Annotated in this window: 21 protein-coding genes; 10 read left to right on the plus strand and 11 right to left on the minus strand. The window is 61.1% G+C overall.

Annotated elements, in window-relative coordinates; all coding sequences use genetic code 11:
* The first annotated feature begins 59 nt into the window (after positions 1 to 59).
* The gene (locus ACP3TE_RS13865; RefSeq protein ID WP_105657537.1) at positions 60 to 1346 is read left to right on the plus strand and encodes a citrate synthase; all 1287 of its coding nucleotides are present in this window, start codon (positions 60 to 62) and stop codon (positions 1344 to 1346) included.
* A 202-nt stretch (positions 1347 to 1548) separates the two neighbouring features.
* On the plus strand, positions 1549 to 2097 hold the full coding sequence (locus tag ACP3TE_RS13870) for a hypothetical protein (RefSeq protein WP_133833694.1): 549 nt from the start codon (positions 1549 to 1551) through the stop codon (positions 2095 to 2097).
* A gap of 62 nt (positions 2098 to 2159) precedes the next feature.
* Here the strand turns inward: ACP3TE_RS13870 and dapD are convergent, their stop codons facing one another.
* A complete protein-coding gene (dapD, locus tag ACP3TE_RS13875; RefSeq protein WP_105657535.1) occupies positions 2160 to 3113 on the minus strand; it encodes a 2,3,4,5-tetrahydropyridine-2,6-dicarboxylate N-succinyltransferase in 954 nt (317 codons plus the stop codon).
* Positions 3114 to 3195: 82 nt separating this feature from the next.
* Here dapD and dapE point away from each other — a divergent pair, with 82 nt between their 5' ends.
* Complete coding sequence (gene dapE / locus ACP3TE_RS13880) at positions 3196 to 4272, plus strand: succinyl-diaminopimelate desuccinylase (protein WP_105661518.1); 1077 nt, start codon at positions 3196 to 3198, stop codon at positions 4270 to 4272.
* Positions 4273 to 4359: 87 nt separating this feature from the next.
* On the opposite strand, the gene ACP3TE_RS13885 is transcribed toward dapE, so the two are convergent.
* From ACP3TE_RS13885 to ACP3TE_RS13900, 4 genes are all read right to left on the minus strand, one after another.
* Entirely contained in the window at positions 4360 to 5271 is a 912-nt protein-coding gene (locus tag ACP3TE_RS13885; protein ID WP_105661517.1) for an amino acid ABC transporter permease, read from the minus strand.
* The gene (locus tag ACP3TE_RS13890) at positions 5268 to 5945 is read right to left on the minus strand and encodes an amino acid ABC transporter permease (protein WP_426733950.1); all 678 of its coding nucleotides are present in this window, start codon (positions 5943 to 5945) and stop codon (positions 5268 to 5270) included. The genes ACP3TE_RS13885 and ACP3TE_RS13890 overlap by 4 nt, the downstream gene beginning before the upstream one ends.
* 139 nt (positions 5946 to 6084) lie before the next feature.
* Entirely contained in the window at positions 6085 to 6915 is an 831-nt protein-coding gene (locus ACP3TE_RS13895; RefSeq protein WP_105657531.1) for a glutamate ABC transporter substrate-binding protein, read from the minus strand.
* A 31-nt stretch (positions 6916 to 6946) separates the two neighbouring features.
* Complete coding sequence (locus ACP3TE_RS13900; RefSeq protein ID WP_181148852.1) at positions 6947 to 7678, minus strand: amino acid ABC transporter ATP-binding protein; 732 nt, start codon at positions 7676 to 7678, stop codon at positions 6947 to 6949.
* Positions 7679 to 7855: 177 nt separating this feature from the next.
* On the opposite strand from ACP3TE_RS13900, the gene ACP3TE_RS13905 reads away from it, so the two are divergent.
* From ACP3TE_RS13905 to ACP3TE_RS13915, 3 genes are all read left to right on the plus strand, one after another.
* The gene (locus ACP3TE_RS13905) at positions 7856 to 8641 is read left to right on the plus strand and encodes a TIGR00730 family Rossman fold protein (RefSeq protein ID WP_105661516.1); all 786 of its coding nucleotides are present in this window, start codon (positions 7856 to 7858) and stop codon (positions 8639 to 8641) included.
* Between the two features lie 3 nt (positions 8642 to 8644).
* Complete coding sequence (locus ACP3TE_RS13910; RefSeq protein ID WP_105657528.1) at positions 8645 to 8989, plus strand: DivIVA domain-containing protein; 345 nt, start codon at positions 8645 to 8647, stop codon at positions 8987 to 8989.
* A gap of 123 nt (positions 8990 to 9112) precedes the next feature.
* Positions 9113 to 9280 (plus strand): DUF3117 domain-containing protein, encoded by a 168-nt coding sequence (locus ACP3TE_RS13915; protein ID WP_013349509.1) that lies wholly within the window; start codon positions 9113 to 9115, stop codon positions 9278 to 9280.
* A gap of 96 nt (positions 9281 to 9376) precedes the next feature.
* Here the strand turns inward: ACP3TE_RS13915 and ACP3TE_RS13920 are convergent, their stop codons facing one another.
* On the minus strand, positions 9377 to 10042 hold the full coding sequence (locus tag ACP3TE_RS13920; protein ID WP_105657527.1) for an O-methyltransferase: 666 nt from the start codon (positions 10040 to 10042) through the stop codon (positions 9377 to 9379).
* A gap of 138 nt (positions 10043 to 10180) precedes the next feature.
* On the opposite strand from ACP3TE_RS13920, the gene sigE reads away from it, so the two are divergent.
* The gene (gene sigE, locus ACP3TE_RS13925) at positions 10181 to 10798 is read left to right on the plus strand and encodes an RNA polymerase sigma factor SigE (protein ID WP_105657526.1); all 618 of its coding nucleotides are present in this window, start codon (positions 10181 to 10183) and stop codon (positions 10796 to 10798) included.
* 77 nt (positions 10799 to 10875) lie between these two features.
* Positions 10876 to 11280 (plus strand): sec-independent translocase, encoded by a 405-nt coding sequence (locus tag ACP3TE_RS13930; RefSeq protein ID WP_133833695.1) that lies wholly within the window; start codon positions 10876 to 10878, stop codon positions 11278 to 11280.
* A gap of 12 nt (positions 11281 to 11292) precedes the next feature.
* Here the strand turns inward: ACP3TE_RS13930 and ACP3TE_RS13935 are convergent, their stop codons facing one another.
* The 3 genes from ACP3TE_RS13935 to ACP3TE_RS13945 are packed head-to-tail and all read right to left on the minus strand — an operon-like array spanning position 11293 to position 14301.
* The gene (locus ACP3TE_RS13935; protein WP_133833696.1) at positions 11293 to 12396 is read right to left on the minus strand and encodes an Mrp/NBP35 family ATP-binding protein; all 1104 of its coding nucleotides are present in this window, start codon (positions 12394 to 12396) and stop codon (positions 11293 to 11295) included.
* 3 nt (positions 12397 to 12399) lie between these two features.
* Entirely contained in the window at positions 12400 to 13008 is a 609-nt protein-coding gene (locus tag ACP3TE_RS13940; protein WP_105657523.1) for a DUF1003 domain-containing protein, read from the minus strand.
* 42 nt (positions 13009 to 13050) lie between these two features.
* A complete protein-coding gene (locus ACP3TE_RS13945; RefSeq protein WP_105657522.1) occupies positions 13051 to 14301 on the minus strand; it encodes a magnesium transporter MgtE N-terminal domain-containing protein in 1251 nt (416 codons plus the stop codon).
* Between the two features lie 132 nt (positions 14302 to 14433).
* Between ACP3TE_RS13945 and ACP3TE_RS13950 the strand changes: the two genes are divergently transcribed.
* Positions 14434 to 15291, plus strand: coding sequence for a general stress protein (locus ACP3TE_RS13950; protein WP_208294236.1), 858 nt, complete (start codon positions 14434 to 14436; stop codon positions 15289 to 15291).
* An 86-nt stretch (positions 15292 to 15377) separates the two neighbouring features.
* Here ACP3TE_RS13950 and ACP3TE_RS13955 read toward each other — a convergent pair whose 3' ends face one another.
* Complete coding sequence (locus ACP3TE_RS13955; protein ID WP_133833697.1) at positions 15378 to 16925, minus strand: aminopeptidase P family protein; 1548 nt, start codon at positions 16923 to 16925, stop codon at positions 15378 to 15380.
* A 65-nt stretch (positions 16926 to 16990) separates the two neighbouring features.
* On the opposite strand from ACP3TE_RS13955, the gene ACP3TE_RS13960 reads away from it, so the two are divergent.
* Positions 16991 to 17836 (plus strand): PHP domain-containing protein, encoded by an 846-nt coding sequence (locus tag ACP3TE_RS13960; protein ID WP_133833698.1) that lies wholly within the window; start codon positions 16991 to 16993, stop codon positions 17834 to 17836.
* On the opposite strand, the gene ACP3TE_RS13965 is transcribed toward ACP3TE_RS13960, so the two are convergent.
* Positions 17821 to 18705, minus strand: a complete 885-nt coding sequence (locus tag ACP3TE_RS13965; protein ID WP_105657678.1) for a DNA-methyltransferase — start codon at positions 18703 to 18705, stop codon at positions 17821 to 17823. The two genes, ACP3TE_RS13960 and ACP3TE_RS13965, sit on opposite strands and share 16 nt — an antisense overlap.
* Positions 18706 to 18710 lie beyond the last annotated feature (5 nt).

Here is an 18710-nt window from a genome sequence, read left to right on the forward strand (position 1 = left end):
TATGTTCTACGGTGACGACTGACCTTTCGGAACTACACGCTTTCCGGTTAGGAGATGCAATGACAGATACCACATCTGCACAGCTACACTTTGGAGAATCCAACCTCGAGCTGCCAGTAATTCAGGCAGCAGAGGGCAATGACGGATTTGGCGTAGCCCCACTTTTGAAGACTACCGGGAACGTGACCTACGATCCCGGCTTCATGAACACCGCGGCTACCAAGTCCGCGATTACCTACATCGACGGCGACGCGGGCATCCTGCGCTACCGCGGTTACCCAATCGAGCAGCTGGCCGAGAAGTCCAGCTTCATCGAGGTAACCTACCTGCTGATCTACGGCGAACTGCCGACTGCTGATCAGCTGGCCGAGTTCGACAATTCGCTGCGCCGCCATACCCTGCTGCACGAAGAGCTCAAGGGCTTCTTCGGCGGCTTCCCGCGCGACGCGCACCCGATGCCGGTCTTGTCCTCGGCTGTTTCGGCCCTGTCGACCTGGTACCAGGATTCGCTGGATCCGAAGGATGACGCACAGGTTGAGCGTTCGACCCTGCGCCTGCTGGCAAAGCTGCCGGTATTGGCTGCGTACGCGCACAAGAAGTCCATCGGCCAGGCATTGCTGTACCCGGACAACTCGATGAACATGGTCGAGAACTTCCTGCGCCTGTGCTTCGGCACCGCTGCCGAGCCTTACCTTGCGGATCCGGATGTGGTCAAGGCCCTCGACTTGCTGCTGATCCTGCACGCTGACCACGAGCAGAACTGCTCCACCTCCACCGTGCGCCTGGTCGGTTCCTCCGAAGCCAACATGTTCGCTTCGGTTTCTGCAGGTATCCATGCACTGTCCGGCCCAGCCCACGGCGGCGCCAACGAAGCCGTGCTGAAGATGCTGCGCGAGATCCAGTCCTCCGGCATCTCCCCAGAAGACTTCATGCAGAAGGTCAAGAACAAGGAAGACGGCGTACGCCTGATGGGCTTCGGCCACCGTGTGTACAAGAACTACGATCCACGCGCCAAGATCATCAAGAAGACCGCTCACGACCTGCTGGCAAAGCAGGGCAAGAACGAGCTGCTTGAGATCGCGATGAAGCTGGAAGAAACTGCGCTGAATGATGAGTACTTCATCTCGCGCAAGCTCTACCCGAACGTGGACTTCTACACCGGCTTGATCTACACCGCAATGGGCTTCCCGGAGAAGATGTTCACCGTGCTGTTCGCCATCGGCCGTCTGCCAGGCTGGATCGCACAGTGGCGCGAAATGATCAAGGACCCAGAGCTGAAGATCGGCCGCCCACGCCAGCTGTACATGGGTGAAACCGCTCGCGACTATCCCGGCTACCAGGCCTAGGGCGAGTTTCCGGATCCCGGCGGCAGGACCTGTCTTCCCACACAAGTGGGGCGACAGGTCCTTCCCTGTTTTAAGCGGTACTTCGGGAGTATCCTATGAGGCAGAGGGAACGACAAGTGTGCCGAAGAGTCAGGTGGTATGCATGTACCAACGTCGTGGAAATAATTGGTCGCTAGCCATAAATACCAATCAGAATATGCTGATGGCGTTGTACCTGCGCGAACTGTCAGGCGTCCACCCCGCGGAGGCCGGACCCAATAGCCGGCTGGCTTCCAATATCAAGAACCGCAACAAGATCGACGACTCGCATGGACAGCTCAAGCAGGAATGGAGCTCCTGGTGGGATTCGCTGACCGCAATAGCGCCGGCCAAGGAGCCGGCGGCCAGCGATGCACTGATTGAACGGCTTCAAGACGACGGCTACCCGGCCCTGGCCCGGCTGGCCCGCGCGCACTACGGCCAGGCCACGGTTTTTGCCCAGCAGCATGCCCAGGACTTTGCAGAAAACAGTGGCAAGTACGTGCCGCACCGCATGGATGAGCTGGAAAGAATCCTCATCGACCACGGGGTGGAGCACGGCATGCAATCCACCCGCCAGGAAATCCAGCTCATTGACGTGCCCCTGGACGAGCCCAGGGCATGGCTGACCGGCACGGCTACCATCGTTGCCAGTACGTCGCTGCTACGCGACTCCAAGGCCTTCCACGGCTTCATCCAGCCGATGGTGACCATCATCTTCCCCGGCGGATAGCCGAGCAATAAAAAACTGGCAGATCACTTCCGTGATCTGCCAGTTGGATTGCAGGGCAAGAACTAGTTGGCGTGCAGTGCGCTGTTCAGCTCTACGGTCTGGCCGGCGCGCGGCAACGCCTCAACGGCGCCGGTGATCGAATTGCGGCGGAAGAGCAGGTTCGGCACGCCGGAAAGCTCCAGCGCCTTGACCTGCTTCTCGCCCAGAACCACTCGGGTGCCGGCAGTCACGTACAGGCCAGCTTCCACTACCGAGTCGTCACCGATGGAAATGCCTACACCGGCGTTGGCGCCCAGCAGTACGCGTTCGCCAATGACAATGCGCTCCTTGCCGCCACCGGAGAGGGTGCCCATGATCGAGGCGCCGCCACCGACATCCGAACCATCGCCGACAACGACCGAAGCGGACACGCGGCCTTCCACCATCGAAGTGCCCAAGGTGCCGGCGTTGAAATTGACGAATCCTTCATGCATGACGGTGGTGCCTTCGGCCAGGTGTGCGCCGAGGCGCACGCGGCCAGCGTCGGCAATGCGTACGCCGGCTGGGACCACGTAGTCGACCATGCGCGGGAACTTGTCCACGCCGTACACGGTGACCGCTCCACGGGCGCGCAGCTTCAAGCGCGTCACCTCGAAGCCCTCTACCTGGCAAGGCCCGAAGTTGGTCCACACGACATTGGCGAGGTGGCCGAAGATGCCGTCGAGGTTGATGCTGTTCGGCTGGACCAGACGGTGCGAGAGCAGGTGCAGGCGCAGCCACACATCGGCGGTGTCAGCTGGTGCTACATCAAGATTAATGGTCAGTGAAACGACCTTCTGGGTGGTGCCGCGGGCTGCATCGTCCTGCGCGGCGGCAGCGAGTTCACCGGAGAGCCCTTCAGCCTTGGCGAGTTCGCCCAAGACTGGAGCCGGGTACCAAACATCAAGGATCGTTCCATCGGATGCGACCGTTGCCAGGCCATGGGCTGAGGCTAAACGGACAGATGATTCGCTGGATGTCACAGATTCTGAAGTCATACACTGATCGTATCTTTGTTGCCCGGAGTAACGTTGATAAATGACAAAAAAGTGAAGCTAGAGACTCAGGACGTAGCCAGCCGTGAACGAATTGGACCTGCAGCAAGACGTTGCCCTGCTTACCGAGCAGATCATGAACATTGAATCCGTTTCCGGCAACGAGCAAGAGCTGGCCGACAAGGTGCACCAGGCGCTGCGGAAGCAGGCGCACCTTGATGTGCACCGGGACCAGGACGCCATCGTAGCGCGCACCAACTTCGGCCGCGAACGCCGCGTCGTGCTGGCCGGGCACCTCGATACCGTGCCTTTGCCGCGCACCGAGGGCGCCAAGGGCACCGTGCCCGCAGAAGTCATCGACGGGGTGCTCTATGGCCGTGGTGCCACGGACATGAAAGGCGGGGTCGCCGTGCAGCTTGCGCTGGCTGCAGAACTGACCGAGGCCAAATACGATATCACCTACGTCTTCTACGACCACGAGGAAGTAGAAGCAGCCAAATCCGGTCTGGGCCGCCTGGCCAAGAACAGCCCGGAACTCTTGGAGGCCGACTTCGCGATCCTGCTGGAACCGACCGACGGCACCGTCGAAGGCGGCTGCAACGGAACCAGCCGCTTCGTCATCCGCACCCGCGGCAAGGCAGCCCACTCGGGACGTGCATGGATGGGGCATAACGCGATCCACGATGCGGGGGAGATCCTGCAGCGCTTGGCTGCCTACCAGCCCCGGACCATCACCGTTGAGGGCTTGGACTACCGTGAAGGCATGAACGCGGTCCGTGTTGCCGGCGGCATTGCCGGCAACGTGATTCCCGATTACTGCGAGGTGGAAGTGAACTACCGCTTCGCTCCGGACAAGACACTGGCCCAAGCTGAAGCCGTGGTCCTTGAGCTTTTCGACGGCTTCGACATTGAACGCACCGATGGCGCTGATGGCGCCAAACCCGGTTTGGACCAGGAGATCGCCGCAGACCTGATCAAGGTACTGGGCCAGGAACCGAAGCCGAAGTACGGATGGACCGATGTTTCCCGCTTCTCCGCCCTGGGCATCTCTGCCGTGAACTTCGGCCCGGGCGATGCGCTGCTGGCGCACAGCGATGATGAGCATGTGCCGCAGCAGGCCATCCGCGATTGCCTGCAGACCCTGCGTACTTGGTTGGGCTAGCGAGGCTGGGATGATCAGCCTTTGAAGAGACAAAAAATCTCCGTACCGCGCGAATCATGCGGTACGGAGATTTTTTTGTTTCAGCTGCTAGGCCTTGGGATCGGAAGGATCCTGTGGCGCTGGCACGTCGAGGCCGGCTGGGGCGCCGACTATGGCTGCGGCCGGGCCGGCCGGGGCATTCTTCTCCTTCTTCACCCGGCTGCTCAGCCGGCGCGAGACAATCACGGCAATCTTGCTCAAGGTGAAGTTGATGATGATGAAGATGGCTGCCGCCACAATCAGCGCCTGCAGGACGTTGCCGTTAGGCGAGGAGTAGGTGCGGGCGAAGAACAGCAACTCGTTGAAGCTGATGATGTAGCCCAAAGCCGAGTCCTTCAAGATCACAACGAACTGGCCGATCAACGCCGGCAGCATGGCGACCAGCGCCTGCGGAATCTCGATGTGGCGCAGCGACATGCCACGGGTCAGGCCGATCGCTATGCCTGCCTCGCGCTGTCCCTTGGGCAGATTGTGAACGCCGGAACGGACCAGCTCCGCAACGACCGAGCCGTTGTAGAAGATCAGCGCCGCGACCACGGCCCACATCGCCGTATCACCTGACAGCTGCAGGGAACGGGAGAAGAAGACGTTGAAGAACACGATCATCAGCAGCACTGGTACCGCGCGGAAGAATTCGACAATCACGGTGGAGATTCCGTTGATCAGCTTATTCTGCGCCAAGCGGCCGACACCGAAGATCAGGCCGAAGATCACCGAGCCGATGATGCCCAGGACTGCTGCCTTGGTGGTGTTCCACAAGCCCGGAAGCAGGTAGTTCTTCCAGGTGCTGCCTTCGATGAAGTCATCCCATTGCGAAGGCTGCATCTGGTCCTTGGCGGCCAGGCCGAGGACGATCCACGCCACGATGCCCAAGGCAATCAAGGCGCCGACTATGTTTACCGCCAAGATGCGGCGGCGGGCCTTTGGCCCGGGAGTATCAAAAAGAATCGACGCGCTCATCGTGCCACCGCCAGTTTCTTAGAAGCCCAAGTAGTCAACAGGCCCACCGGAATGACGATGATCACGAAGCCCACTGCGAAGGTCAAGAAGATCGGGATCACGATATCTGCGCGGAACTCAATCATGGTCTTCATGACCGAGGAGGATTCCGTGGCAACCGAACCGACCGCTGCGACGGTGGAGTTCTTGATCAAGGCGATCAAGGTGTTGCCCAAGGGGACAATCGCGCCGCGGAAGGCCTGCGGCAGAATCACCAAGCGCGCTGCGGGCAAGAAGCTCAGGCCGATGGCACGAGCAGCTTCTGCCTGTCCCAGGGGAACCGTGTTCACGCCCGAGCGGATCGCTTCGCACACGAACGCCGCGTGGTAAACCGCAAGGCCAAGGACGGCGAGGCGGAAGAAGTTTCCCTGGAAATCGCTGCTGAGCAGGAATCCGAGCTGGCCGTAGAGGGCCAGCACGCAGAACAGGATGATGATGGTCAGCGGGGTATTGCGAATCAGGTTAACGTAGCTGGTGCCCAGGGCCTGGAAGCTCCCCACGGGGGAGATGCGCAGCAAGGCCAAGATGGTGCCCAGCACGAGGGCGCCAATGGCAGCCCAGAAAGTTAGTTGGATATTGACCCAGAAAGCTCCGGGAATGTCGTACTCAGTGAATATGGATAAGTAATTCTCCACTGCAAGCCTCTGTCTCGATGGCCGGAAAACCGGCCAAGCGGCTATGGGTCCGGTACCTGCATTAGCTGGTACCTGGGAAACGCAGATTGCAGATGGGGGCCAAACACGCTGCGTTTGGCCCCCATCGCATCAGATGCTGCTAGGCGCAGGAATCCGAAAGGGTTGGCGGGTTGGTTTCAGCGTTCGGCTTGTAACCGGTGCCTTCGGTGTTCTTGTCCAGGGCCTTCTGCCACTCGCCGGACTCGATCATCTTGGTGATTGCCGCATTGATGTCGCCGCACTTGTCGGTGCCATCAGGCAGGCCCACGCCGTAGTTCTCTTCGGTGAATGGCGCGCCGACAACCTTGAACTTGCCCTTGTAGGCAGGCTGCGCAGCCAGGCCGGCAAGGATGATGTCATCGGTGGTAACCGCGTCAATGGTGCCGCCACTCATCTGGGTGGTGCACTCTGCATAGCCCGGAAGTTCCTGCAGGTTGGTGTTCTGGGCGTAGTTGTCCTTGACCTTCTGGGCCGAGGTGGAACCGGTGACCGAGCACAGGTTCTTGCCATCGAGGTCTTCTGGGCCGGCGATATCCGAGTCGGATGGAACCAGCAGGTCCTGGCCGGCGACAAAGTATGGACCAGCGAAGTCGACAACCTTGTTGCGCTCATCGGTGATCGAGTAGGTTGCGAAGATCATGTCAACCTGGTTGTTCTGCAGCATGGTCTCGCGGTTGGCCGACGGTGCCGAAATGAATTCGATCTTGTCCTCGGTGTAGCCCAGTTCGCTGGCTACGTACTTGGCGACGTCAACGTCGAAACCGGTGTAGTTATCGCCGTCCTTGAAGCCGAGTCCCGGCTGGTCGTACTTGATGCCGATGCGGATCTTGTCGCCGTCGGCTTCGCTGTCGCCGGAGCCGCCACATGAAGTCAGGGCCAGGGCTGCGACGGCGGCCATTGCGGCTACAGTGCCGAAACGAGTCTTGCGCATTGTTCCTCCTATTGGATGCGTGATGATGAAATTAGTGGTTGGTGATCAACTTGCCAAGGAAATCCTTGGCACGGTCGGATTTGGGATTGGTGAAGAATTCCTCAGGAGTGGCCTGCTCGACGATCTGGCCGTCGGCCATGAAGATCACGCGGTCCGCCGCCTTGCGGGCGAAGCCCATCTCGTGGGTGACCACGAGCATGGTCATGCCTTCCTTGGCAAGACCCACCATGGTGTCCAGGACCTCGTTGATCATTTCCGGGTCCAGGGCACTGGTTGGCTCGTCGAAAAGCATCACCTTCGGCTTCATGGCCAGTGCGCGGGCGATCGCCACACGCTGCTGCTGGCCGCCAGAAAGCTGTGCGGGCAGTTTGCCGGCCTGATTGGCCACGCCCACACGCTCCAGCAGCTGCATCGCCAATTTCTTGGCCTCATCCTTCTTCATGCCCTTGACCTTCATCGGACCGAGGGTCACGTTCTCCAAGATCGACTTGTGGGCAAAGAGGTTGAAGGACTGGAAGACCATGCCGACATCGGCCCGGAGATTGGCCAGTGCCTTGCCCTCTTCGGGAAGGGTCTTGCCATCAATCTTGATGGTGCCTTCGTCGATGGTTTCCAGTCGGTTGATGGCGCGGCACAGCGTGGACTTGCCCGAGCCCGACGGGCCGAGGATCACAACGACCTCGCCCTTGGTCACTTCGAGATTGATGCCGTTGAGCACATGCAGCGCACCGTAGTGCTTATTGACCCCAGTCAGCTGGACGATAGGGCCTTCAGAAGAAGCTTGAGCCTGATGATCGCTTTTCATGTTGTAGACATTACTTGATGTGACGGCGACTACGCGACCCGTCGACCATGTCACACCTAGTTGTTATCAAACTGTTCTCCAATCCGCGGTAGGTCACATCCGAAGATGCGCAGGAGTAACCGATAGAGTGAAGCTATGGTTCATCAGCGTAAGAGTGAAGAAAATGCCCGGGTCGGGCAAAAGCGCCACATCGAAGCGAGCTGGCCAGGAAAGCAACCGGAAGATCAGCTTGACCACCATCTTCTGGAAAGCCCGCAGGTCGATGTCACGCATAGCGACGTGTGGCGCGTGTTGCGAATCCAATCGGAATTCGTCTCCGGCTTTGGAAATATGGCCGGCACCGGTCCTGCCATCGCGGTTTTCGGTTCCGCGCGCACGGATCCAGGCAGCCCGTACTATGCGATGGCCCAGCGTGTCGGCAGCCGCTTGGCCGAGGAAGGCATCACTACCATCACCGGTGGCGGCCCCGGCGCCATGGAAGCGGCCAACAAGGGAGCTGCTGACAAGGACGGCGTTTCCGTAGGCCTGGGCATTGAGCTGCCTTTTGAAACCGGACTGAATGCCTGGGTCAACAAGGGCCTGAACTTCCGCTACTTCTTCGTGCGCAAGACGATGTTCGTGAAGTACTCGCAGGGCTTCATCGTGCTCCCCGGGGGTTTTGGCACCCTGGACGAACTGTTCGAAGCATTGACCTTGGTCCAGACCAAGAAGATCACCAGCTTCCCGATTGTGCTTGTGGGCACCGAATACTGGGGCGGCCTGGTGGACTGGATGACCAAGACGCTCGTTGCTGAAGGCACCATTTCGCCCGGTGATCTGGACTTGTTCACTATCACCGATGATCCTGATGAAGCGGTGGATCTGGTGCTGCGTGCGCATAAAGAAAACCTGAAGGTCGGCGACCTGGCGAAGGGGCAGTAGGCGATGCCGTTCCTCCTTGTTGCCATCGCAGTATTGCTGGTGGGTGCTGTTGCGCTGCTGCTGTCCAGCCAGCGGAAGAATGTACCGGCAGGTCGCCACTTCGAATCCACTGGGGAGCCCATCACGGGATTGGTAGAGCACCAGGCTTCGTTGCCGCCGGTGCTGCTGGCCAAGAATCCGCGCGCTGAAGATGTGGAGAAAGTTCGCTTCTCCTTGGGCTTGCGCGGTTACCGCTGCGACCAGGTGGATGAGGTGCTCGATGTCCTCGCGGCAGAAATTACCGAGCTGGAGAATACGGTTCGTGACCTTGAGTCACGGCGTGTGATTAGCGACACGGGCGAAAATTAGTAATAATAAAAGATAAGTGTCCCAACTCAGCAGGGAATCCTTGCTGAGGATGGACTAGGCATTCGGTTGTATGCACGGCAAGCGCCAGTGCATGCGTTAGCCACAGACGAAGGGAACAGCTTAATGGCTGCTATGAAGCCACGCACCGGTGATGGACCAATGGAAGTCGCTAAGGAAGGCCGCAGCCTCATCTTGCGCCTGCCAATCGACGGAGGCGGACGACTGGTAGTCGAGTTGAACAACGACGAGGCAACCGAATTGCGTGAGTGCCTGCTCAAGGTAACTGAGTAAGCTTGCCCAAGTTCTAGCTTTGGCCGCACGGGTTGCTGGTGCGGCAATCGAGGACCGACAGAAATGTCGGTCCTTTGTCTTTCCTGAAATCAGCGGCTAGAGGCGGGTCGCGGCCTTGGCAGGAAGGACAGTGGCCACAAACAGGCCCTGCTCGGTAGGGAACAGGTGGGTCTGCAAGCGCGGGTCCTCGCGCAGCATGCGCAGCGCATCTCGGGTCGTGACGGTGGAGGGGCGGCGAACCGCGGGCTTGGCCAGGCGGTGCTCGTCGTAGGCGTTGTTCACTATGATCACTCCGCCGGTTCCGACCAGCCGCTTGGCCTCGGCCACGTACTCGAGCAGCAGCTCAGCGCCGGCGTCGATGAGTACCAGGTCGTAGGCGTGGTCGGCCAAGCGCGAGAGCACGTTCTCTGCGCGCTCATTGATAATGCGGGCGCGGGCCGTGGGGATGCCTGAATCGCGCAGGCCCTGGCGCATCGCGTTGGCGTGCTCCAGATCCGATTCAATCGCGGTCAACGTCATGGCGTTGCCCATGACCTCGAGCATCGCCAGCGATGCGACACCCACACCGGATCCGATCTCCACGATATTGCGCGGCTGGCGCAGGGTGCAGAGCATCTGCAGCATCGAGCGGCCGGCCTGATCGATGCAGCGCACGCCCAGGTCTTCCGCACGTTCGCGAACCGGGGCGACATGCTCTGGTTCGTTGACGTGGTTCTGGGTGTAGGTCCAGCTCGCGAAGAGTTCTGGATTCATCGATGGCATCGGCGGAGGTCCTCAAGGGTTGAATTGGCGGGGCCAGTTCCCATCGTACCTACGTCGTTACCTGAAGTTGTTGAACTTGGAGGTTCTCGCGCAGGGTATTCTTAGCTTCAGCTCAGCTTCCCATTTCATACTTGGAGTGTGAACAATGCACGAAGTGAAACAGTTTCTTCTACGGTGACTGCCGAAACCACGACTCCGACATGGGATCAGATGGTCCAAGAACATGGGCAACGGGTCTTCCGTTTGTCCTACCGTTTGACTGGTAACCGCCAAGATGCCGAGGACCTCTCGCAGGAGGCATTCGTTCGCGCATTCAAAGCCTTGGAAAATTACACCCCCGGAACCATGGGCGGATGGCTGCACCGCATTACCACCAACCTGTTCCTGGACCAGGCTCGGCGCAAGAGCAAGATCCGCTTCGACCGTTTCGCCGAGGGATCCGAAGACCGGATGCCCGGTACCGCGGTAACCCCGGAACGCTATTTCGAATTCAACAACTTGGATGTCGACGTGCAAGAAGCCCTGCGTGCGTTGTCGCCGGAGTTCCGTGCCGCTATTGTCCTGTGCGATATGGAAGGCTTCTCCTACGAGGAAGTCTCACGCATCCTGGATGTCAAGCTCGGGACCGTGCGTTCTCGCATCCACCGTGGCCGCGCCATGCTTCGTGATGCGCTCGCTCACCGCAATCCAGCCAACCGCCCTGCAAAGACCATGTCGTTGCCGCGCATCCCGCGAGGCTTGCGCGCCGCCAGCTAACCCCGTTCATCGCGTGTTCACCGTTGGCGTGGCGCGGTGACTTCGTTAGTGGCACTGGAACAAGGTAATCTTCTTACGTGGATCTTTTTGGTATTAATGGTGGCGAGTTTATCGTTCTCGCCGTGCTGGCGGTCGTTATTCTGGGCCCCGAAAAGCTTCCTGAGTACGCCAAAAAGCTAGCGAACCTGGTCAAGGAAGTGCGGCGCATGGCCAATGGCGCCAAGGAGCAGCTGCGCGAGGAAGTAGGCGACGAGGTTGCCGACATCGACTGGAAGAAGCTGGACCCGCGCCAGTATGATCCACGTCGAATCATCAAGGAGGCGCTTGTCGATGAATTCGACGACGCCGTGAATGCCGCAAAGGGTTCTCCAGCCAAGACCGTGGCCCCAGCACCGGTGCGCACCGCGGTCCCTTCGGCTACCGCGCAGCAGCTGCAGCTGGGCGCCAACGAACCGGCACCCTTCGACTCAGAAGCCACCTAGGCCCAGAAGTCCTCAGAAAGACATCGGCAGCGATCGCCCGGCAAGCCCGCGCGGTCGCTGTTCCAATTTCCCGGCCAATTCACGCATCGCTGCCGCGGCCGGTGCCCCCGGGGTGCTGAGCACTACCGGCTGGCCATGATCCGAACCCACGCGTACGGACTCTTCCAGCGGAATCTGGGCCAGCATCCCAACAGGGTAGCCCAGCTGCTGGCTCAGCGATTCGCTGAGCTTGGCACCGCCACCGGAACCGAAGACCTCCATGCGCGACCCGTCGGGCAGCTGCAGGAAGCTCATGTTCTCAACCACCCCGATCACCTTCTGATGGGTCTGCAAGGCGATGGTGCCGGCGCGTTCGGCAACCTCGGTAGCCGTGGACTGCGGAGTCGTGACCACCAGCAGCTCGCTATTGGGCAGCAGCTGGGACACGGAGATGGCCATGTCCCCGGTGCCTGGCGGCAGGTCCAGCAACAAGTAGTCCAGGTCCCCGAAGTAGACATCCGAGAGGAACTGCTCCAGGGCCCGGTGCAGCATTGGGCCGCGCCAGATCACCGGCTGGTTGGAATCCAGGAACATGCCAATGGAAATGACCTTCACTCCGTGCGCCACCGGCGGCAGGATCATGTCATCAACCCGGGTGGGGTTCTGCGAAATACCCATCAGCGAGGGAATGGAGAAACCATGGACATCGGCGTCGATCAGGCCGACCTTCAAACCCTGGGAGGCTAGCTGGCAGGCCAGATTCGCGGTAATCGACGACTTGCCCACGCCGCCCTTGCCGCTGGCCACAGCGATCACCCGGGTCAGGGAAGCAGGATCGGAGAACGGGGTGCGGCGGCTGGCCAGTGACTCGCGCAGCTCCGCGCGCTGCTGCGGATCCATGACGCCCAGGCTCACCTCAACGCGCTGCACCGCTGCTACGGTCAGCAGGGCCGCGGTGGCCTCTTCCTCGATGGTGGAGCGCATAGGGCAACCGGCGATGGTCAGCAAGATCTTGACCTTGGCGGTGCCATCGGCCAGGACAGCTGATTCCACCATGCCCAATTCGGTGATCGGCCGGCGAAGCTCCGGGTCGTTGACCTTTGCGAGGGCGGCTAGGAGTTCTGGCGTGGTGCTCAATGCTTATTTGCTCTTCCGGTGCTGGCCCTGCTGGGGCTTGACGGTTTCGATCATCCCGGTTTGCGGGTGCGAATTCTTATTGCCGCCCTTTTTCTTCGCGCGCAGGTGCAGCTCTTCGCCATCAGAGGTTTCCAGCAGCTCTTCAAGCACATTGCGCAGTTCGGAACGCACGTAGTCGCGGGTGGCAACATCGCGCAGTGCCAAGCGCAGGGAAGCCAGCTCGCGGGTCAGGTACTCGGTGTCGTACAGATTGCGTTCAGCACGGGCGCGGTCCTCGGTCAGCGAGACGCGGTCGCGGTCATCCTGGCGGTTCTGCGCCAGCAGGAGCAGCGGAGCCGCGTAGGAGGCCTGCAAGGAGAGCATCAAGGTCAGCGCGGTGAAGCCGATGGTGGCATCGTCAAAACGCCAATTGATCGGGGCGACCGAGTTCCAGATCAGCCAGAAGGCGCAGAACACCGTCATGTACAGCAGGAAGGTAGGGGTGCCCATGAAGCGGGCGAACTTCTCCGTGGCCGAACCAAAGAGGTCGGGGTTCGGGGAGAACCGGGGCCAGAAGCGTTGTCGTGCTGCAAGCGGGGTATCCAGGCCGTTACTCTTGCGCTGCTCAGCCATAGCTGGAACTCCTTTGCTGCTGATGGGTGGGTGGGGCGTTGGCTAGTCTTGGGAACGCCAGTCATCCGGGAGGATGTGGTCCAGCACGTCATCCACGGTGATGGCCCCTACAAGCCGGCCTTCCTTGTTGGTCACGCCTACGCTGGTGAGGTTGTAGGTGGCCAAATGGCGAACCACTTCGGTGATGTTGGCCAGATCCGACATGGGCTCCAGCTCCGTATCAAGGATATCGCCCAGCGGCTCCGGGGGAGCGGCACGCAGCAGCGCCTGGATGTGGACTTGGCCCAGGTAGCGTCCCGTGGGCGTCTCCAGCGGCGGGCGCACCACATATACGGTCGAAGCAAGCGCCGGGCTCAATTCCTCCAGGCGCACCGAGGCCAGGGCTTCAGCGACCGTGGATTCAGGGGTGAGAATCACCGGAACCGGGGTCATGATCGACCCGGCGGTACCTTCCGGGTAGGCGAGCAAGCGGCGGACATCCTTGGCCTCTTCCTCGTTCATCAGATCCAGCAGCTGGTGCTTGGTCTCTTCGCTGACTTCAGCCAGAAGGTCGGCCGCGTCATCCGGGTCCATTTCCTCAAGCACGTCCGCGGCACGTTCCAGGCCCAGGGCGGAGAGGATCTCCACCTGCTCGCGGTCCGGAAGTTCCTGGAGCACGTCGGCCAGGCGCTCATCTTGCAGATGGGCCGCGATTTCCAGGCGGCGCTTCTCATTCATTTCATGCAGGGCGTCAGCAAAGTCGGCAGGCTTCATCTCATCGTGGGCGGCCACGAAGGTGTCAGCGGACTGCGGTTCATTCTTCGAACCGTGGCTGACCTCGTCCCAGGAGACCAGCACCTTGTTGCGGCGGCGCGAACGCAGTCCCAGCAAATTGGCCGTCGGTTCTCCACGCTGGACATAGTATTCGTTGATTTCCCAGTCCCCGCGACGGGTCTGCGCCAAACCGATGTCCTCGATGACACCGCGACCGGAACCATCAACGAAGGTGATGGTGCGGTCGAACATTTCGGCGACAACCAGAATTTCCTGGCCGCGCTGCTGGAAGCGGCGCATGTTCACCAGGCCGTTGCAGATCACCTGGTTGGCTTCCATGGACTGGATGCGGGTCATCGGAACGAACACCCGCCGTTTGCCGGGGACCTCGACGACCAAGCCCACGCAGGCGGCGGGTTTCTTGGGGCCGCGGGAGACCACCACGACATCGCGCAAGCGGCCTAAGCGGTCGCCCAAGGGGTCAAAGACATCAAGCCCGAGCAGCCGGGCGACGAAGATTTTAGACACTTGTGCGCTCACCCTCCTAGACTATCGCGTTTCAGCCCCGTTCCCGGTGTGCAAAGCCACAGGGCCAGTGCTGTTTCTTTCACCCTCAGCGATAGTTGCTTCACAACTAGGCAGGCTCACAGTAAACCTGTGCACAATATAGTTATGACCTCGCCTCATGGAGTAAATTCGATTAGCACCAGCGGCCTGCCGCGCGGAGAACTGCTTGGACGTTACACCAGCTATCTCGACGCGCAGAAGCTCGTGGATTACCTGGCCGATAATGATTTCCCGGTCGCCGCGGTAAGCATCGTCGGCAATGACGTACGCACCGTGGAGCGAGTCACCGCGAAACTTTCCTACCCGCGCGTGGCGCTGGCTGGCGCGGCCCAGGGCGGCATGATGGGCCTGTTTGTCGGCCTGCTCCTGACCCTCTTCGGCGGTGGCGGCAACGGGCTGTACCAGATTCTCTCCGCCATCGGCCTGGGCATGGCTATTTGGATGATCGCCGGCGTGATCAGCTATTCGACCCGTCGCGGCAAGCGCGATTTCGCGTCCTCCAGCCAGTTCGTGGCCACCAGCTTTGACGTGGTGGTGGATTTCGAGCATGCGCAGTCGGCCCGCATCCTGGCCTCCAAGCTGCCCATGCGTCCGCAGCAGGCACCTGCGCAACCAGTTGCCCAAGCCCCGCAGCAGCAGCCTGCCGCAGCTGCCGCACCGTCGGCCCAGGCAGCCGCCGCAGTGCCGGCCACGCCTGCGCAGCCGGCCGCCGAGGAAGAGCGCAGCTCGCAGTTCCCCGACCTGCCCGATGGGCGTCCCCGCTATGGCGTGCGCGTCAACGAAGCCAAGCCAGCTGCGCCAGTTGAGCCGGTCGAGCAGCCAGCCAAGGACGAAGCGCAAGCACCGGCCGCCGAGGCCAAGGACACGCAGGACCTGTCGCAGGTAGAGCCGCGAGTGGATACTTCGCAGCAGCCTCAGGCCCCGGTCCAGGAACCAGCGCCTCGCAAGGATCCTGAAGCATAGGGACCAGCTAGGCCAAAGAAAGGCATGGGCGCAGTTACCTCGGTAACTGCGCCCATGCCTTTCGCTGGTTAACGCTGCGGGACGAATTAGCCGCGCAACCTAGCCATCCACGCTTCAACTTCCTCAGGCTTGCGTGGCAGGGCAACGCTCAAGTTCTCGGCGCCATCGGCGGTGACCAGGATGTCATCCTCGATGCGCACGCCCAGGCCGCGGTACTCCTCGGGGATCGCCAGATCCTCGTCCTTGAAGTAGAGTCCGGGCTCGATGGTGAAGACCATGCCCTCCTCCAGCTCGGCATCCAGGTACAGCTCGGCGCGTGCCTGGGCGCAGTCGTGCACGTCCAGACCGAGATGGTGGCTGGTGCCATGCGGCATCCAGCGGCGGTGATGCTGCCCCTCTGGATCCATGGCTTCTTCCACAGATACCGGCAAGATGCCCCACTCGGAGAGCCGCTCAGCCAAAACGCGGGTAGCCACCAGATGCAGGTCGCGGAACTTCAGGCCCGGCTTGGCCGCAGCGAAGGCGGCATCGGCGGCATCCAGCACGGCCTGGTAGACCTTGCGCTGCACCTCGGTGTACTTGCCGGACACCGGCAGCGAGCGGGTGATGTCTGCGGTGTACAGGGATTCGGCCTCGACACCTGCATCCAGCAGCAGCACCTCGCCCTGCTTGACGGTTCCGGTGTTGCGGATCCAGTGCAAGATGGTGGCGTTGTTGCCCGAGGCGGCGATGGTGTCGTAGCCCAGCTCGTTGCCTTCAAGCCGGGCGCGGGCGAAGAACGCGCCTTCGACAACGCGTTCGCCGCGTTCGTGCGCGACGGCCTTGTCCAGGTTGCGCACCACGTCTTCGAAGCCGTTGATGGTCGCGGCAACCGACTTGCGCAGTTCGGCGATTTCGTACGCGTCCTTGACCAGACGAAGCTCGGAAACGAACTCGGCCAGCTCGGTATCCAGGGCATCGCTGGCTTCCAGGTCCTGGCCGGTGTTGATGCGCGAGGTATCCACCAGCGCCTCGATGTTCAGATCCACCTCGCGCACCAGACGGATGCGGATGCCGCCCAGGGCCTGCGGGCCGGAATTCTTGGTGATCGCGATTTCCAGCTGTTCCAACGAATCGGTGGGCATCCCGGTGCGCGCCGACAGCGAGGACAGGGTTGGGCGCGGGCCCACCCAGAATTCGCCGGAACGCGAATTCAAATAGAAATCGGTGGTGTCGCGGCCGGCCATCGGCGCGAAATACAGGGTGGAAACGTGGTTGGAGCCGTGCTCGCCCACGCCGTCATCGGTCGGTTCCATGACCAGTACGGCATCGGGCTCGTGGTCGACGCCCAGGCCGGTCAGGTGGGCGAACGCAGAATGAGGGCGGAAACGGTAGTCCGTGTCGTTGGAGCGGACCTTGAGCGGGCCTGCCGGAATGACGATGCGCTCACCGGGGAAATTCTCCGAGAGCTTGGCACGGCGAGCGGCTGCGTAGCTGGCAGCGGCATCTTGTTCTGGCAGATCAGAAGTGTCTTGCGCCCACGAGGAGGCCATGAAGTCCTGGAATGCCTTGGACGTTGGACGCTGGGAACGGTTGTTCACGCGGTCTTCCAACGGCTGATCAGTGCTTGGTGCAGATGAATCTTGATTGGTCATGTTCCAAGTGTGTCACCATCAGCTGTATCCCAGCAAAGAATCAGCGCAGGGGATAACCTAGGCATATGCGAATCGACCTGCACACCCACTCCAATGTGTCCGACGGAACTGAAACTCCGGCCGAGCTCATGCGCGCCGCTTCGGTTGCGGGCCTGGATGTCGTGGCGTTGACAGATCATGACCAGACCACCGGTTGGGCCGAAGCCGCGGCGCAAGCCGGGAAGCTGGGACTGGGATTCATACCGGGCATGGAAATCACCTGCCAGGATACCCACGGCATCAGCGTGCATCTGCTCAGCTACCTGCATGACCCCACCTACCAGCCGCTGCTCGATGAGCTGGATATTGCGCTGAACTCGCGGATCGTTCGTGCCCGCCGCATTGTCGACCTGCTGGCCGAGGACTATCCGATCAGCTGGGATCTGGTGGGGGAGCATTGCCTGCCGGGTTCAACCGTGGGCCGCCCGCATATTGCCGATGCGCTGGTGACTGCGGGGGTGGTGGATAACCGCAATGAAGCGTTCGCCAACATCCTCTCCTCGCGTTCGCGCTACTACGTTTCGCATCCAGCGGTGAATCCTGCCACTGCGGTGCAATTGGTGCGGGAAGCCGGTGGCGTTCCGGTGTTCGCGCATCCCAAGGCCTCTGCACGCGGACGGGTAGTTCCCGATTCCACCTTCTACGAGATGATCGATGCCGGGCTAGCGGGGGTCGAAGCGCACCACCGGGACAATACCGCCGAGGGAAAGGCCTGGTTGCTCAAGCTGGCCGCCGATCGCGATCTGATTGTCACCGGATCTTCCGACTACCACGGCACCGGAAAGCTGAACCGGCTCGGCGAGAATCTCACCGAGCCGGAAATGCTGCATAGGATTATTGCCCAGGGGACCGGAACTCAAGCCTCGATATAGCTGGTGCTTCCAGGCAAACGAGCCTTCATCACCTCGATGGCCTCGGGGTTCTGGTCAATCAGCACATACTGGCGTCCCAGCTTCGCGGACACCGCACCGGTGGTGCCTGAGCCGGCAAAGAAGTCCAGCACCCAATCGCCGGGGCGCGACGACGCGGCCACAATCCGGCGCAGCACGCCTTCGGGCTTCTGCGTCGGGTAGCCGGTCTTTTCCTTGCCGGTCGGCGAGACGATGGTGTGCCACCAGACATCGGTCGGCAACTTGCCCAGGGCGCGCTTCTCCGGGGTGACCAGGCCGGGAGCCATATACGGCTCGCGGTCCACCTCAGCCGAATCGAAGTGGTACTTCTTCGGATCCTTCACGTAGACCAGGATGGTGTCGTGCTTGGCCGGCCAGCGGCTCTTGGCGCGGGCACCATAGTCGTAGGCCCAGATCAGTTCGTTCAGGAAGCAGTCCCGGCCGAAAATCCCATCGAGCAGCACCTTCACGTAGTGCACCTCGCGGTAGTCGAGGTGCACATAGAGCGTGCCGTCCTCGGCCAGCAGGCGGTGGGCCTCGCGTAGCCGCGGCTCGATGAAGCTGAGGTAGTCGTCGAAGGTATCGTGATACGAACGGGCGATCCCCAGCTCGGTGTTGTACTCGCGTCCCTTGAATCCGGTGCGGTCGCCTTCGCCTTCGGCAGCGCGAACCATGGTGCGCTGGGCACGGGTCTGCTTGCGCCCGGTGTTGAACGGCGGGTCCACATAGATCAAGGTGAAGCTTTGATCGGGCAGGGTGCCAAGGATGGAGAGGTTATCACCGTGATACACGGTATTACCCGAAGCTGGAACGACGGATGCCGGAGCATCCTGCGTTCCAGCGTCGGGCAAAGCTG

Origin of the sequence: Glutamicibacter sp. 2E12, assembly GCF_050030965.1 — a bacterium.
Taxonomy (GTDB): Bacteria; Actinomycetota; Actinomycetes; order Actinomycetales; family Micrococcaceae; genus Glutamicibacter.

Coding starts and splice junctions, on each gene's coding strand:
- ACP3TE_RS13865 (WP_105657537.1), top strand. CDS start 60: ATGACAGATACCACATCTGCACAGCTACACTTTGGAGAATCCAACCTC.
- ACP3TE_RS13870 (WP_133833694.1), top strand. CDS start 1,549: ATGGCGTTGTACCTGCGCGAACTGTCAGGCGTCCACCCCGCGGAGGCC.
- dapD (WP_105657535.1), bottom strand. CDS start 3,113: ATGACTTCAGAATCTGTGACATCCAGCGAATCATCTGTCCGTTTAGCC.
- ACP3TE_RS13885 (WP_105661517.1), bottom strand. CDS start 5,271: ATGAGCGCGTCGATTCTTTTTGATACTCCCGGGCCAAAGGCCCGCCGC.
- ACP3TE_RS13895 (WP_105657531.1), bottom strand. CDS start 6,915: ATGCGCAAGACTCGTTTCGGCACTGTAGCCGCAATGGCCGCCGTCGCA.
- ACP3TE_RS13905 (WP_105661516.1), top strand. CDS start 7,856: ATGGTTCATCAGCGTAAGAGTGAAGAAAATGCCCGGGTCGGGCAAAAG.
- ACP3TE_RS13910 (WP_105657528.1), top strand. CDS start 8,645: ATGCCGTTCCTCCTTGTTGCCATCGCAGTATTGCTGGTGGGTGCTGTT.
- ACP3TE_RS13915 (WP_013349509.1), top strand. CDS start 9,113: ATGGCTGCTATGAAGCCACGCACCGGTGATGGACCAATGGAAGTCGCT.
- ACP3TE_RS13920 (WP_105657527.1), bottom strand. CDS start 10,042: ATGCCATCGATGAATCCAGAACTCTTCGCGAGCTGGACCTACACCCAG.
- ACP3TE_RS13940 (WP_105657523.1), bottom strand. CDS start 13,008: ATGGCTGAGCAGCGCAAGAGTAACGGCCTGGATACCCCGCTTGCAGCA.
- ACP3TE_RS13950 (WP_208294236.1), top strand. CDS start 14,434: ATGACCTCGCCTCATGGAGTAAATTCGATTAGCACCAGCGGCCTGCCG.
- ACP3TE_RS13955 (WP_133833697.1), bottom strand. CDS start 16,925: ATGACCAATCAAGATTCATCTGCACCAAGCACTGATCAGCCGTTGGAA.
- ACP3TE_RS13960 (WP_133833698.1), top strand. CDS start 16,991: ATGCGAATCGACCTGCACACCCACTCCAATGTGTCCGACGGAACTGAA.